The organism is Chroococcidiopsis sp. SAG 2025, from assembly GCF_032860985.1.
Classification (GTDB): domain Bacteria; phylum Cyanobacteriota; class Cyanobacteriia; order Cyanobacteriales; family Chroococcidiopsidaceae; genus Chroococcidiopsis.
The window spans coordinates 4,255,131-4,270,332 of the sequence record NZ_JAOCNC010000001.1 but is presented as its reverse complement, the minus strand read 5'-3'; the positions used below and the strand labels follow the sequence as shown (position 1 = coordinate 4,270,332).

Annotated in this window: 16 protein-coding genes; 12 read left to right on the top strand and 4 right to left on the bottom strand. The window is 45.3% G+C overall.

The features are described from left to right. The first annotated feature begins 109 nt into the window (after positions 1 to 109). Positions 110 to 205, top strand: coding sequence for a cytochrome b6-f complex subunit PetL (petL, locus tag N4J56_RS41145; RefSeq protein ID WP_410500553.1), 96 nt, complete (start codon positions 110 to 112; stop codon positions 203 to 205). Between the two features lie 83 nt (positions 206 to 288). Here the strand turns inward: petL and N4J56_RS20555 are convergent, their stop codons facing one another. From N4J56_RS20555 to N4J56_RS20545, 3 genes are all read right to left on the bottom strand, one after another. Continuing rightward, positions 289 to 762 (bottom strand): BON domain-containing protein, encoded by a 474-nt coding sequence (locus tag N4J56_RS20555; protein ID WP_317108134.1) that lies wholly within the window; start codon positions 760 to 762, stop codon positions 289 to 291. 95 nt (positions 763 to 857) lie between these two features. After that, positions 858 to 2,348, bottom strand: coding sequence for a general stress protein (locus N4J56_RS20550; RefSeq protein WP_317108133.1), 1,491 nt, complete (start codon positions 2,346 to 2,348; stop codon positions 858 to 860). Between the two features lie 542 nt (positions 2,349 to 2,890). Continuing rightward, the gene (locus N4J56_RS20545; RefSeq protein ID WP_317108132.1) at positions 2,891 to 3,031 is read right to left on the bottom strand and encodes a hypothetical protein; all 141 of its coding nucleotides are present in this window, start codon (positions 3,029 to 3,031) and stop codon (positions 2,891 to 2,893) included. A 215-nt stretch (positions 3,032 to 3,246) separates the two neighbouring features. Between N4J56_RS20545 and N4J56_RS20540 the strand changes: the two genes are divergently transcribed. The 3 genes from N4J56_RS20540 to N4J56_RS20530 all read left to right on the top strand — a co-directional run bounded on the left by N4J56_RS20540 (position 3,247) and on the right by N4J56_RS20530 (position 8,211). Next, on the top strand, positions 3,247 to 5,364 hold the full coding sequence (locus tag N4J56_RS20540) for a cation:proton antiporter (protein WP_317108131.1): 2,118 nt from the start codon (positions 3,247 to 3,249) through the stop codon (positions 5,362 to 5,364). 368 nt (positions 5,365 to 5,732) lie between these two features. Next, positions 5,733 to 6,707: a UDP-glucuronic acid decarboxylase family protein gene (locus N4J56_RS20535; RefSeq protein WP_317108130.1), complete on the top strand. Its 975-nt coding sequence runs from the start codon at positions 5,733 to 5,735 to the stop codon at positions 6,705 to 6,707. A gap of 118 nt (positions 6,708 to 6,825) precedes the next feature. Further along, the gene (locus tag N4J56_RS20530; protein ID WP_015155929.1) at positions 6,826 to 8,211 is read left to right on the top strand and encodes a UDP-glucose dehydrogenase family protein; all 1,386 of its coding nucleotides are present in this window, start codon (positions 6,826 to 6,828) and stop codon (positions 8,209 to 8,211) included. A 33-nt stretch (positions 8,212 to 8,244) separates the two neighbouring features. On the opposite strand, the gene N4J56_RS20525 is transcribed toward N4J56_RS20530, so the two are convergent. Further along, positions 8,245 to 9,039, bottom strand: coding sequence for a DUF2993 domain-containing protein (locus N4J56_RS20525; protein ID WP_317108129.1), 795 nt, complete (start codon positions 9,037 to 9,039; stop codon positions 8,245 to 8,247). Between the two features lie 257 nt (positions 9,040 to 9,296). Here N4J56_RS20525 and N4J56_RS20520 point away from each other — a divergent pair, with 257 nt between their 5' ends. The 8 genes from N4J56_RS20520 (at position 9,297) to N4J56_RS20490 (ending at position 15,198) form a co-directional block, all read left to right on the top strand. Then, entirely contained in the window at positions 9,297 to 9,608 is a 312-nt protein-coding gene (locus N4J56_RS20520; protein WP_106547358.1) for an RNA recognition motif domain-containing protein, read from the top strand. Positions 9,609 to 9,907: 299 nt separating this feature from the next. Further along, positions 9,908 to 10,390 (top strand): DUF2243 domain-containing protein, encoded by a 483-nt coding sequence (locus N4J56_RS20515; protein WP_410500552.1) that lies wholly within the window; start codon positions 9,908 to 9,910, stop codon positions 10,388 to 10,390. Between the two features lie 69 nt (positions 10,391 to 10,459). Then, positions 10,460 to 11,056: a DUF4129 domain-containing protein gene (locus N4J56_RS20510; protein ID WP_317108127.1), complete on the top strand. Its 597-nt coding sequence runs from the start codon at positions 10,460 to 10,462 to the stop codon at positions 11,054 to 11,056. Positions 11,057 to 11,179: 123 nt separating this feature from the next. After that, a complete protein-coding gene (locus tag N4J56_RS20505) occupies positions 11,180 to 12,271 on the top strand; it encodes a DUF4350 domain-containing protein (RefSeq protein WP_317108126.1) in 1,092 nt (363 codons plus the stop codon). Positions 12,272 to 12,340: 69 nt separating this feature from the next. Next, entirely contained in the window at positions 12,341 to 13,291 is a 951-nt protein-coding gene (locus tag N4J56_RS20500; protein WP_317108125.1) for a MoxR family ATPase, read from the top strand. A 35-nt stretch (positions 13,292 to 13,326) separates the two neighbouring features. Beyond that, positions 13,327 to 13,869, top strand: coding sequence for a GNAT family N-acetyltransferase (locus tag N4J56_RS41140; RefSeq protein WP_410500362.1), 543 nt, complete (start codon positions 13,327 to 13,329; stop codon positions 13,867 to 13,869). Positions 13,870 to 14,067: 198 nt separating this feature from the next. Further along, on the top strand, positions 14,068 to 14,601 hold the full coding sequence (locus N4J56_RS20495) for an SRPBCC family protein (protein WP_317108124.1): 534 nt from the start codon (positions 14,068 to 14,070) through the stop codon (positions 14,599 to 14,601). Positions 14,602 to 14,616: 15 nt separating this feature from the next. Beyond that, a complete protein-coding gene (locus N4J56_RS20490; RefSeq protein WP_317108123.1) occupies positions 14,617 to 15,198 on the top strand; it encodes a DUF924 family protein in 582 nt (193 codons plus the stop codon). Positions 15,199 to 15,202 lie beyond the last annotated feature (4 nt).

Sequence of the window (15,202 nt, the reverse complement as noted above, 5' to 3'; positions counted from 1 at the left end):
AATAAAACTCATATCTAGCCACCAGCCACTAGCCACTCACTTCTGTAGGCTGTATTCTATCTCAATAAATGTTTCAATAGTTTTAGTTATTTTTGGGAAAATTACAGAAATGTTGGGAGTTATTGCTTACATCGGCTTTTTAGGTATATTCTTCGCCCTGGCTGTGGGTTTATTATTCGGTCTGCGGGCTGCCAAGATCATCTAATCGTCTAAATCCATGTCCATAAAGCGATCGCCTCTTTACTCAAGATAGTAAAGAGGCGATCGCATAGTGGTGTATTGAAGTTATTAGCTTTCTGGTTTTTGCTGTGCTGGGGCAACTTGGGCATTAACGCTCACTTGCTGTACCCCTTTAATCTCCCTCGCCAATGGCTCAATGCGATCGAGTTGCTCTTGAGTCGGTACTGTACCTGAAACTTTCACGGCTCCGTCTTCAGCTTCAACTGCTAATTGACTTGCGGGTAAATTTGCCTCCAACTTGCTGCGAACTTCGCTTTCTAAATCTGCGTCAGCTCTTTGAGCATCTCCACCAGTAATGTTGTTGCGCTGCTCTCTAGCTCTAATATCAGCATCTAACTGCTTTCTGCGAATTTCATCAGTGGCATCCTCTTGATTCTGCTTAGCAGTTTCGGTGTCTGCTACTTCGCCAGTTTGGTTGGCTGAATTAGGAGCTTCGGTACTGGTTTTCTCTACACCCGCTTCACACCCAAATGCACCAAGGGCAATAAAGCCACCTAGTAATAACGGAAACAATCTTTTCATTTCTCGATCTCTCAATGGAAAGTAGTTCAAACAATTTTATTGAGTAAGTGTTAACAGTTAACGCCTTACAGCCAACCGTCAACTGTCAACCACGCTTATAAAGTCGAGTTGCGTTTGTCAACGATGATGACTTTGGGATCGTTGGGATCGACTACACCGGATTCGTAAGTGGTACGACGAGTATCAGCGTCTACTACGTCTGTGTCGTAAGTGGTGCGACGAGTATCTGAGTCGATGACATCACCTCCACGAACGGTGTCGCGGGTGTCTGTGGCAGCATATTCACTCCGGCGAGGAGTATCGGCATCGGGTGCATCGTAGATCCCCCATTCTTGAATCCCACGATGATGCAGAACTGACTCAGCTCGACGAATTTCGTCCTCTGTACCGTCTACGAAAATTAAATAATCTCCTCGGGAGAGTCGATCGTTGTAAACTTTGGCGCGTTCTTCAGGAATGCCTAAACCAACCAACGCACCCGCAAGACCTCCTGCTGCTGCACCAATAGCACCACCTGAAAGTGCGGTAGCTATGGTTGTTGCTGTTGCACCCGCAAGCATAACTGGACCAATTCCAGGGATCGCTAAAGCGCCTAAACCAACTAAAAGACCGCCAATTCCCCCAATAGCACCACCGGTTAACGCTCCGGCAGCTGCACCCTCGTCAGCTTTATTGCCAACGTTCTTCTTTACATCTGCACCAGCAATATTATCGATACGGTCTGCGTTCTTGGATACTACGTTCACGTTATCCATCGGAAAACCAGATTCCCGCAATTGATTTAGTGCGGTTTCCGCATCGTGGCGGCTGGTAAATGCACCTACAGCCCGCTTTCTACGATACAGAGATCTATCTGCCGCAGGCGTGACAGTTCCGGGTGCGACAGCGCCAGGTACATAATCTGCGGTTGGAGTCATCCCTGGCATATAACCAGCACTGTAGCCAACTGGCATTCCTGTAGCGGCAGGAGTATAGTCGGCAGTTGTGCCTGTATAACTGCTCCCCATAGGCGTAGCGGAGGGCGTTGTATCGACATCGCGAGCATCGTACACGCCATATTCCTCAATCCCACGATGGTTGAGAATTGCTTCTGCTCTGGCAATTTCTTCATCGGAGCCTTTGACAATTACGAGATAATCGCCTCGATCGACGCGATCGCTATAAACTCGAGCGCGTTCTTCTGGAATTCCTAAACCAATCAAAGCACCAACAAGACCACCCGCAGCCGCACCGATCGCACCACCTGCTACTGTAGTCGTCAAAACTGTAGCTAACTCCCCAGCTACCATAATGGGACCGACTCCAGGGATTGCTAAAGCGCCTAGACCCACGAGTAAACCAGTTATACCTCCCAAAGTTCCACCCGTGAGCGCTCCGGCGGTTGCACCTTCATCGGCTTTGTTGCCAGCTTGGTTTTTGTCTTGAACATTTACGCCAGCAACATCAGCTTTGCGGTCTGCATCTTGAGCAATAATCGTGACCTTGTGCATGGGAAATCCCGCACTTTTCAGCTCCGCGATCGCAGTTTCCGCATCGTGGCGATTGGCAAACACACCGACAGATCGCTTGTGTTGACCTACTGCCATTTTTTTACCCCCCTTTTGTTCGGTATCGACAACACTGGCACAAACAACTACAAATTCTTATTTTTGTTGTTTGTGCTGTTATTTATATTTATTACTTACAGAACTTTAATTTTCCTCAGTCCGAAGTTGGAAACATGTCTCTACCAATAGGGAGGTTATATTTTCGTTGATTTATATAACTTAAGATGGGGTTGATTACTCCTAAATTTGTTGTTTATTGTTATTAATTCGCACCAAATTCTTTCTCTAGTTAAAACAGATTTTTACCAAATCGAGTCAAGTTGAATTTTTCGGCTTTTGATTTTCCCGAGCCAACTTTCTACACCTACCTTTCTCAAAATCGTTTAGGAAATGGATATTCCCCTGACTCGTTTGGATTTTTGCCAAATTACATCTAGTGTTTGATGAAAATTTACCTGTAAATTTTCATATTTAGCAATTCTAAATTATTCGTAGCTCTCAAATGCCGCTCTCTGAAAGCCAAGCGTTTATAGTTCAACGCTCTGGACTACAAAAATAGTTTGTCTGCTTCAAGAGGAACTTTACAGGTTGACAATCAAAAGATCGAGATTGTTCCAGTAAAACGATCGCAGCAACATAACTTCTTTTTCGCCAACAAACTCTTGCCGATCGCCTCGCACATTTATCGAGCCACTGTAATTGGTAGCTTTGTCATCAAACACTATTTCTGCGCTCGGACTGCGATCGACAATAAATAACTAATCGTTACCTATCGCCAGTTCCCAATCTGATTCAGATGAATCCCCCTCCAGATAGGTCTTTTTTATGTGAAAATTCCATTATCTTCGTAGTGAATTTTCACTCGCTGGCAGGGTAGGGTCTACCACCCTGTTATTTATTTACTTATCTGGCGCGATCGCTGCCCGCCCGAATATACATGGAACATCTACTACACATATTTGCTGCTGCACCAGCTTCTGAAAGCATCACCAAAGAGCCGATAGTTCCGTTTTTAATTCTGCTCCTAGTTATCTTATTCGTACCGCTGGTATTCGAGCGCTTCTTGAAAGTTCCAGGATTAGTCGGATTGCTGGCAGCAGGGGTAGTGCTGGGTCCCCAAGGGTTACGGATACTGGAGCGGGGAGCGCCACCAATGGATCTGCTGCCAGATATCGGGCTAGTTTATCTGATGTTTGTGGCAGGCTTGGAAATTGACATGGAGCAATTTCGACAAACACGGAATCGCTCCCTAACTTTTGGTAGCTTTACTTTCATGGTCCCCCTGATTGTAGGTACAGCAGTAGGACTATTGTTCTTTCCTGGTAAATGGAACGCTTCTATCCTCATTGGTTCCCTGTTTGCTTCCCATACCTTACTGGCATATCCGATCGTCAGCCGCTTGGGAGTCGTGAAAAATGAAGCTGTCACAGTCACGATTGGGGCGACTATCTTCACCGATATTGGTGCGTTGTTAGTACTAGCCATTTGTGTAGCTATTCATCAGGGTGATTTTTCTGCTACCCGACTAGCCACTTTAATTGGCTCTTTGGTCATCTATTCAGTCGTAGTTTTGTTTGGATTCGATCGCGCAGGTAAAGAATTTTTCAAGCGTTCGGGCGACGATCAGGGCAATCAGTTTTTATTTGTCTTATTAGCAGTATTTCTGGCAGCAGTAGGCGCTCAATTAATTGGGGTAGAAAAGATTGTCGGCGCTTTCCTGGCTGGCTTGGCGGTGAACGATGCTGTTGGAGAAGGACCAGTCAAAGAAAAAGTGCTGTTTGTCGGCAGCGTCTTGTTTATTCCAATTTTCTTTGTCAGCCTTGGATTACTGATTGATATTCCCGCTTTCATTGCCAGCGTTAACTCCATCACGCTAACTTTAGCTATTGTCACTGGTCTGATCGTTAGTAAGTTTTTAGCAGCATATTTTGCCAAACTGATTTATCGCTACAAGTGGAATGAAATGCTGACCATGTGGTCTTTATCAGTGCCACAGGTAGGAGCAACTCTAGCAGCTACGCTAGTAGGTTACGAAGCAGGATTGTTGACTAAAGAGGTGTTAAACAGCGTCATCGTACTGTTACTCGTAACTGCAACTCTCGGACCACTGGTCACGAGTCGGGTAGCCCCTACCTTGATCGATGCTACCCAAGACTTAGAGCCAGAACCAGTATCGCCTTATTGGAGTACAGGCGAAACGGCAACACATCCATTTGGTGTCTTGGTTCCCGTTTATAACCCGAAAACAGAGCGTTATTTAATTGAAATGGCAGCTTTACTCGCTCGCCAAGCTCAGGGTAGAATCCTTCCTCTAGCGATCGCCAAAGCTACCGCTCATATGGATGCACCCCAATTAGAAGCAGCCTTTAAACGCGGCGATACCCTACTAGAAAATGCCACCGACTTAAGCCGCGAACTAGGAGTAGAAGCAGAACCTTTATTAAGGATTGACGATGCGATCGCTCAAGGAATTAGTCGCGCTGCCAAAGAGCAACACGCTAGTTTAATTGTCATGGGCTGGGGACAACGCACTAGTTTACGCGCCCGCTTATTTGGTAATGTCATCGATAGCGTTTTATGGGCAGCTCACTGTCCGGTAGCTGTTAGCCGCTTACTCAAATCGCCCAAAGAATTTAGACAAATCTTAGTCCCAGTAGAGAATATTACATTACAAGCAGTTAGCGTCCTGAGATTTGTCAGTTTGTTAGCCGCAGCAAATGGAGCACATATTGTTGTGTTACACATCTGCGATCGCAATACAACTCCAGCCAGAGTCGCTTGGATACAATCGCAACTCTCTCTGTTGGTTGATAAGCTGGCTTTACCAAACCACCCAGAAATTCGCATTAAGCCTCACCCTAACGTCACTCAAGCAATTCTAGAAGTAGCTAAAGACTGCGATCTCGTCGTCATACGTTCCACTAGGCGACGAACGAGTGCTGGCGGTTTAACAATCGCCGACACTACAACCCAGTTGATCGGAGCGATCGCTTGTTCTTTGATCATGCTAGGCGAACCACAACCAGCCAGCTTTTCAGGGAGGAGCGAGGAGTGAGGAGTGAGGAGCAAGGATAACTTTGTAGAGACGTTACATGTAACGTCTCTACACTGACTGATAACCGATACCTGACAACTGGTAGCTTATAGCACATAAATACAACAAATTTTATAAAGATTATTTTTAGATTTCGTGAATTTTGTCCTACTATCATGGTTTTTGTAACTAGCGATCGTTAGTTTTTGTTTAACTTAGGGAATAATCAACTAAGCATGTGTGTTGGTATGCTCGACTTTCCCGTTCGGCACTGCCAATCGGACTGCTGTATGCTCGATTGCATCACAGAGCGTTTGCCACAAAAACACGGCTCTGGTAATAATACTTAACAAGTCTAGTTAAGACTACTGTAACTAACAAGAACATCTATGAGAATTTTGGTCACTGGCGGCGCTGGATTTATAGGTTCTCACCTGATCGACCGATTAATGGCACAGGGACACGAAGTTATCTGCTTAGACAACTTCTACACCGGACACAAGCGTAACATCTTGAAATGGATGGATCATCCCTACTTTGAATTAATCCGTCACGACATCACCGAACCAATTCGCCTAGAAGTAGACCAAGTTTATCACCTGGCTTGTCCTGCGTCTCCCGTTCACTATCAATTCAACCCAGTTAAAACCGTCAAAACCAACGTAATGGGAACGTTGAATATGCTAGGACTAGCAAAGCGGGTCAAAGCAAGATTTCTGCTAGCTTCTACATCAGAAGTTTATGGCGACCCAGAAATCCACCCGCAAACCGAAGAGTATCGCGGTAACGTCAACCCAATTGGCATTCGCTCTTGTTATGACGAAGGCAAGCGCATTGCTGAGACTCTCGCCTTTGATTACCATCGACAAAACGATGTCGATATTCGCGTGGCGCGGATCTTTAATACCTACGGTCCCCGCATGTTAGAAAACGATGGACGAGTTGTGAGTAATCTAGTCGTACAAGCTTTGAAGAATCTGCCGATGACGGTGTATGGTGATGGTTCTCAAACTCGCAGCTTTTGCTATGTTTCTGACTTGGTAGAAGGATTAATGCGATTGATGAATGGAGAGCAAATTGGTCCTGTCAATCTAGGCAATCCAGACGAGTATACCATTCTAGAACTAGCTGAAGCAGTTCGCAATCTGGTAAACCCTCAAGCAGAAATTAAATTTGCGCCCCTTCCACAAGACGATCCGCGCCGTCGCCGCCCAGATATTACCCGCGCTAAAACCTGGCTAGGTTGGGAACCAACTTTGCCTCTATCAGAAGGATTAAAACTGACAGTAGAAGATTTTCGGCAGCGCTTGCAGCAACCCCAGCCAACAACTTACAGCGAGGCGGGAATTGTTAGTAATTCCTAGTAACTATTTGTCTAGCTAGGAGAATGGGCGATCGCTTAGATATCTGCATCGTTCGCACTCCATACTCAAGCTCACATCTTAAACTTCTATCACCATACATCGTTGAGGACAAAAGTATATGCGTGTTTGCGTAATTGGTACAGGCTATGTCGGTTTAGTTACGGGTGCTTGCTTAGCTCACATCGGACACCATGTCATCTGCGTGGACAACAATGAAGAGAAAGTCAAGCTCATGAAAGCCGGACAGTCTCCGATTTTTGAACCAGGGCTGTCCGAGATCATGACTGGAGCAATGCAGGCAGGGACGTTAGAGTTTACCACAGACATCGGTGGCGGAGTGGCACATGGAGAAATCTTATTTATTGCCGTCGGCACTCCACCGCTACCAACTGGAGAAAGCGATACTCGCTATGTTGAGGCTGTAGCCCGCAGCATTGGCGCTCATTTGGATGGCGGATATAAAGTGATCGTCAACAAGTCTACAGTACCAATCGGCTCTGGTGACTGGGTACGAATGATCGTTCTCGATGGCATTGTCGAACGCCAGAAGGTGTTAGTTGGCGCTGGTGGTGGCGAAGTCACGACTTTGGAAAGCGTACCTGCGTTTGATGTCGTGAGCAATCCTGAGTTTTTGCGCGAAGGTTGTGCCGTATACGATACTTTTAACCCCGATCGCATTGTCTTGGGTGGTAGCAGCTCCAAAGCGATCGCCATGATGCAAGAGCTGTACGCTCCAATTATCGAGCGCCAGTACGCCGAAGACAAGTCTTTGCCCCCCGTACCAGTTCTCGCCACCGATATTAGTTCGGCAGAGATGATTAAGTATGCAGCAAACGCATTTTTAGCCACTAAAATTAGTTTTATTAACGAAGTTGCCAATATTTGCGATCGCGTCGGTGCAGATGTGACCCAAGTTGCTAAAGGTATCGGTTTAGATTCCCGCATTGGTAATAAGTTTTTGCAAGCAGGCATCGGTTGGGGTGGTTCCTGCTTCCCCAAAGATGTCTCAGCGCTGATTCATACTGCTGATGACTACGGTTACGATACTCACCTGCTCAAGGCTGCTGTTAGCGTTAACCAGCGCCAGCGTTTAATTGCCGTAGAAAAACTCCAGCAGGTACTCAAGATCCTCAAAGGAAAAACTGTCGGACTGTTGGGACTGACATTTAAACCCGATACCGATGATATGCGCGATGCTCCTGCTCTCAATTTAATCGAGCATCTCAACCGCTTAGGAGCCAAGGTAAAAGCATACGATCCAATTGTTGCCCAATCTGGAATGCGTCACGGGCTAACAGGCGTTTTGGTAGAAACCGATCCCGAACGTCTTGCCGATGGCTGCGATGCTCTAGTCCTCGTCACTGATTGGCAGCAGTTCCGCAATCTCGACTACAACAAGATGGCATCGTTGATGACTAACCCCGTCATGATTGACGGTCGTAACTACCTCGATCGCGAAGCCTTACAACAAGCTGGATTCTACTACGTTGGTGTAGGACGCTAAAAGGATAGAGCGTGTAGAGCTAGTCTACACGCTCTATCCTTTTCCAGGTACGCGCTCGATTTGAGCATAACCACTAAAAACTAACAGCTTGCCTTTAGTTTCTAAGCGGTTGAGTCGCATAGTAACGCCATCTAAGTCGAAGCGATCGAGATCGACCATATTATTCAGAATTTCTGCCAAAGCTTGTGCTAAAGCCAGGGAAGTCTCTCGTTGAGATTCTGGTAGCGTCTCTACTTCAAATCTGGGGTTTTGAAATTGTACTCGTCGCCGCCGTTCAATGCTCAAAGTTGCTGTGAGGCTAATTGGTATTAATTCCCCTTGAGATAAGTCTGCCTTAGCCCAGATCTTAATTTGATTCTCTGGTAATAATTCTACCCGAACTTCCCGAAACGAGACTGGCTTGCCACCAGATAACTCAGTCAAACTAGGTACAGTCAAGTTGAGCAGGCGTTTTTTCACCAGTTCTGCTTCAAACGCCTTGTTAATTCCTTCTTCTGATAGCGTAACTTGAGCTACGGCTTGAGTCGGTTGTTTGAGGGCAAGTTTACCACCTAGAACAGAGCTGAAATCTATCGCTACAGCATCTGTCTCAAACGACATCTCCTCTGCCCAAAATTCGCGCCGGATCAGCAAACCGCGACCGCTCATCTTGAAGCTATCAATGCTACCTTGCAAGAGTTTACTCGAAGGATAACAACGAACAGAGACTTCTACCGATTCGCTTTGTGTAAACAAGTGACGAATCGTCTTGCTGGCAACAGTATTGAGCATCTGCTCGCCCCAATCAGTGCCAGTAGGATTAGTAAAACCAGTTAATCCGCCAAACATAAGTTTACGCGATTGTAGAAGTTATCCATACTCTCCTTTTGTAACAAAATGTGAACGAGCTAGCAAGGTTTGCACCATAGGTAATACTAATCATTTGAGGAAAGTAAACTAATCATTCCCTCAGCCAGTATAAGTTACAGCGATTTTATGCTATTCTAAAATAGAGAGTATATTCGGCAGTTGTGTTTGTGTTTGCTAATTCAGATGCTCCTCCGAACCGTCATCTCGATAACGATCGGACTCAGGAGACAGCAGTAATGTCCATATATGTAGGTAACTTGTCATATGACGTTACCCAAGAAGATTTGACTAAGGTATTTGCCGATTACGGCACTGTGACACGAGTACAGTTACCTATAGACCGAGAAAGCGGTCGTCCGCGTGGCTTTGGTTTCGTTGAAATGGAAACAGAAGACGCAGAAGAAGCTGCTATTTCGGAGCTAGATGGCGCTAGATGGATGGGACGAGTGCTGAAGGTAAATAAAGCCAAGCCACGCGAGGAAGGTGGTAGTAGAACTGGCAACAGCAGAGGTAGCTATAACCGCCGCGAATCTTCTAGAAGCTACTAGGTAAGAAGTCGGAAGTCAGAAGTCAGAAATCAGAAGTTAAGGGCAAAAGCATAGAAGTATAGTAGGGTAGGCAACGCCCACTCGCCGCTTAAACTTCTAGTATGTATTCTTTTGAGTCAAGACAAGATACGCAAATCAGTTTGCATTTAAGAGGCTGAAGGAGAGAAATATGTTCCCTTCAGCCTTTTGTGTTGTTTTTTTGTATGAATTGGCGATCGCCAGCCTATCTTTACCGTCAGACAGAAGAAATTCACGCGGTGGACTGCCATCGTGAAATGAACTGTCGCAGAGGACTGAAAATGGAAGCAGAACAACTTCGCACGCAGCGCAACCCTTTAATTGCATCTGGAATTATCCTTGGGTTGGGAACTGGCGGACTATTTGATGGTATATTGCTCCATCAAATCTTGCAATGGCATCACATGCTCAGCAGCGTTCGACCAACTGTCACTGTTGCAGAAATGAAAGTCAACATGGTGTGGGATGGATTTTTTGATGCTGCTACGTGGATATTAACTTTATTAGGAATATTTTTACTCTGGCGGGCAGGCGAACAAAAAAACGTGTTCTGGTCGGGCAAAACTTTCTTTGGTGCTTTGTTGCTAGGCGTAGGATTATTCGACTTCTTTGAGGGATTAATCGACCATCAAATTCTCGGCATTCACCATGTCAAACCAGGGACGAATGAGTTAATTTGGGATATCGGTTTTCTCGTTCTAGGCGCTATTTTAGCGATCGCGGGATGGATACTGATAAAGTCTGAAGAAAAAGTTAAAACTTAAAAGTCAAGAGGCAAAAATAACTCTTTCCTCTCACCTCCCCGACTCCCGACTCCCGACTCCCGACTCCCAATGAAAGAAGGCGAATTTGAAAAAAATAGCATAGGTTGGCAGTTATCTCAATTACAGCAACAGGTAGGGGAATGGCTCGAACTCCAAACGATGAGGTTGAATAAAAACATTCCCCAGTTGCCAGAAGGCATCCCCTCATGGTTAGTGGAGGGATTAAAAGCGATCGCCTGGATAGCAGTACTCGCCTTGTTGTTATGGCTAGTGAGGTATGTATGGCGGCGGTTGGAACCTTATTTCATAGAATTGAAAACTAGGCGCGCTGTTGGTGGAAAGACGACTTCTAGAACCATTGAAATGCCAGTCGAAGCTTGGTTAAAGCGATCGCAAACTTATTTCGATCGAGGGAACTATCGCGAAGCTTGTCGCTGTTTGTATATGGCAACGTTACAACTGTTGCACGAACGAGCGATCGTTCGCCATCAACCCAGTCGCACAGATCGAGAATACTTACAATTAGTTCAACAACTACCCCAGTCTCAGTCTTATCGTACGCTGATTACTACCCACGAGCAATTATGCTTTAGTGACAGTGAGGTTTTATCAGAGACGTTTGAACGATGTCAGCAGGCATATCGAGATATTGCCAGACAAGAATAAATCTAAGAATAGATCTATTGCACAAATTCAATTGGGCGCACAGACTAGAATGGCACTACACAAACGTCCGCCTGGGCAAACTTTGTTTGTATAGCTGCGAATTCTCTTCATGGTAGGTGGAGTGTGCGAAATCTACGTCATCGATGGTGGTTAGGGGCGATCGCGATCGCCGCGATCGTATTTCTCAGCCTAGTTACTGCACCCAATAATCCTTCGCGTCTTGGCTCTACCTATAGCCGCAGTCCCGATGGATATGGAGCTTGGTATGCATACATGCAAAACCGAGGCACGCCTGTCAAGCGATGGCAAAAGCCATCCAGCGAATTAAGCAAACAAAATCAAATAACATTGCTGCGCGTTCTCAACCAACCAAATTCCGGCTTGAATTACATAGACAAGCAGTGGGTAGAACGAGGCAACACTTCGATCGTTTTGGGCGTGCATCAGCCAGTAACACCAGCTGACTTTAGCACCAAGCAACAAAACAACGAGTTAATTAATATTAAAATCGATACGCGGCGTAGAGCAGGGATAAACCAGCAACAGCGATCGCTATTAGGTGATCGCTATGGTGCAGTTGTATGGCAAGAAAAAATTGGTGAAGGACAGGTCATATTCTGTGTCACCCCTTATTTGGCAGCAAATGCCTACCAAGACTATCCCAATAACTATAAATACTTAGCTCAACTTGTGACTCAAGCCAATCGATCGATCTGGGTAGACGAATACATTCACGGCTACCGAGATAAAGAGGTAAGAGAACGAGCGGGTGAAACAGATTTCCTATCTTATTTAGCACAAAGACCCTTAGCTGCTGCCCTATTTCAAACCGCGATCGTGCTATTTGTGTTTATTCTGGCTAGCAATCGTCGTTTCGGACAACCAGCCACTCTCACAGCCGCGATCGCAGACAATAGCACTGCTTATATTGAAGCTTTAGCAGGAGTGCTGCAAAAAGCCCAAGCCAGCGATTTTGTCATAGATACAGTTGGTAACGCCGAGCAAAAACAACTCCAGCAAGCTTTAGGACTCGGACAAATTCCCCTAGAACGGCAAGAACTGATTCAAGCGTGGGTACAGCAAACGGGGCGATCGCCTATTGAACTCGAACAATTGCTGCGGCTGCATGGGCAAAAGCGCTGCCCCAGTGATAAAGACCTATTAAATTGGTTAAAACAATGGCGCACCATCCGCAGTTATGTTAAACCTGATTAGTTATCACGTTTCTTTCAGTAGGGGCGCACAGGTGTGCGCCCCTACTTTAATCCCTACTTACCCCTTCTCATGCCCGAACTCCGCGCTGGATTAAATCGCCTCAGTGAAGCCCTCGATCGAGTTATTGTCGGTCAATCTCAATTAGTACAACAATTATTGGTGGCAATGCTAGCGGGGGGACACGTCATTTTAGAAGGCGTACCAGGCACCGGAAAAACTCTGCTGGTGAAAGTGATGGCGCAACTTATTCAAGCAGAATTTCGCCGCGTGCAACTGACACCAGATGTCTTACCTGCCGACATCACAGGTACGAATATTCTCGACCTTAATAGTCGCAACTTTACGCTGAAAAAGGGACCCGTATTTACAGAAGTTTTGTTGGCAGATGAAATAAACCGCACGCCACCCAAAACACAAGCTGCTTTATTGGAAGCAATGGCAGAACAGCAAGTGACTTTGGATGGTGAAAGCTTGCCGCTACCAGAATTATTTTGGGCGATCGCCACGCAAAATCCTTTGGAATTTGAGGGAACTTATCCTTTACCAGAAGCCCAACTGGATAGGTTTTTATTCAAATTAACGGTAGACTATCCCGATCGCCAGCATGAAAAGCAAATGCTGCTGAACAGCCAAAAGGGTTTTCAATCTCGACGGCTAGATATTGCTCAAATCGAACCCGTTGCTAACGTGAAGTTGGTTTTACAGGCGCGTCAGGAAGTCAAATCGGTACAAGTAGCAGAGCCAATTCTAGACTATCTGCTTACCCTAGTACAGCGATCGCGCCAACATCCCGATTTAACTTTGGGTGCTTCTCCTCGTTGTGCCGTAGCTTGGCTGCAAACTAGTCAAGCCGCCGCATGGCTTGCCGGACGAGATTACGTCACCCCTGATGATGTCAAAGCTGTAGCCCCACCTCTGCTGCGTCACCGTCTCATCCTCAAACCCGAAAGTTTACTCGATGGGATTCAAATTGAAACATTAATTACTAACTTATTAAATCAAGTTCCAGTTCCAAGATAATTAGTAATTGCTTCTTCTCCTAAAACCATAAAATTGTGTCACCAAGCAACCCTTGTTTACCTCCAGGTTGTGTTTTACGCCAAGCTGATCCCAGAGATCGGTTAGAAGTAAAGAAAATACTATTTCAAGCTTTAAATTGGGACAAAATAATTTACATTTCTATAGGATTTTGTCTATTTTTTGCTCCAGTACTCACAGTTGTATTAGCAATACAATTATTAATCTGTATCCTTGTAGGAGCATCAATCTTATTTATATCTTATAAACTAAATATCTTAAAATATTGGGTTATTGAGTGTAATAGCTACATAGTTGCTTTTGGGGCATTGTATTGCCATGAAACCCATTCTACAATTAGTAGATTGTACGTCAAGAAACGATGGCGTAGAAAAGGATTAGGCTCAACAATAATTAATTTTTTTATTCAGAAAGGTACAAAACCAATTTATTTAAGCTCTCTGCCTAATCGAGTGAGCTTCTATACTCGCTTAGGCTTCATACCAATTTCCTGTGAAAAAATTACCAAAACCTCTAGAGCATTTCGGAAATCGGCGCTAGTGCTAATGAAATATCAATAACATTCTATTACCCAAACCTCACTTTGTCCCCCTTGTCTCCCTTGTCCCCCTTGTCTTTTCTCCAAACAGATCGCTTTTGGCTAAATTTGGGGAACCTTTATAGTATGTTCACCATCTCTTAACAAAACTATAGGTAGAGTAAGCAGTATACTGCTTGCGATCGCCAACTGCATGAGTGTGAGGAATAACGAAGTTAGTATGACAGCAATGTATATAGGTACGACGATCGGTCAGACAGAGCAAACAGCTTTGATGCGGGGGGAAATTTTAGTTCAAACGCGCCCCCATTCGACATGGGGCGGGGCTGTGACAGCATGTATGTATCTACCAATGCAGCGATCGCAAGTCTGGCAGCAGCTTACTGATTATCCTCGTTGGGTACAATATTTTCCCGACGTGATCCAGAGCGAAGTTTTGCAGCGAGGTGAGGTGAAGCGCTTATACCAAGTTGCCCGCAAAGCCTTTCTCATTTTCACTGCCCAAGTCGAAATTTATTTAAACGTGTTTGAGGAAGTACAGCAGCGAATTCAGTTTCGCATGGAAAAAGGTACTTTCACCGATTTTACAGCAGATTTAAACCTGCAAGATTGCGGAATTGGCACTTTGCTCACTTATGCCGTACAAGCTACGCCTAACGTTCCAATTCCATCGATTTTTATTCAACAAGCGATGCAATTTGAATTACCAGAAAATATGCGGAAAATGAGGCAAGCGATTTGTAAGAATCAATAGAGTTGTTTGTCAGCCATGTCATCAGAACAGGCAAAAAGAATTTTAGATTTTTGGTTTGGTTCTCCCGAACAGGCTAGTTATGGAAAACCAAGACAGATTTGGTTCATTAAAAAGCTGGAATTCGATCGAGAAGTGGAAGCCCGCTTTCTGAGCGATTACGAGCAAGCCGCAGCAGGGGAGTTAGATAGTTGGAAAAGTTCCCCTTTAAGTTGTCTGGCTTTGATCTTGCTTCTCGATCAGTTTCCTCGCAATATGTTTCGCGGTAAGTCTCAAGCTTTCGCAACTGACTGGCAAGCCTTATCCACCGCAGAGTATGCCATAGCCCAAGGCTACGATCGCGAATTATTACCCGTACAACGCTGGTTTATTTACTGTCCTTTTGAACACAGCGAAAACCTAGAGGATCAAAATCGTTCTGTAGCTCTATTTCAACAGCTGAGCGACGATCCTGATAGTGCTGATGCAATTACCTATGCCTTGCGTCACCGCGAAGTCATTTTAAGATTCGGACGCTTTCCCCACCGCAACAAAATTTTAGAGCGAGTCTCTACCCCAGAAGAAGAAGAGTTTTTGCAACAGCCAGGTTCGTCTTTTTAGGGAG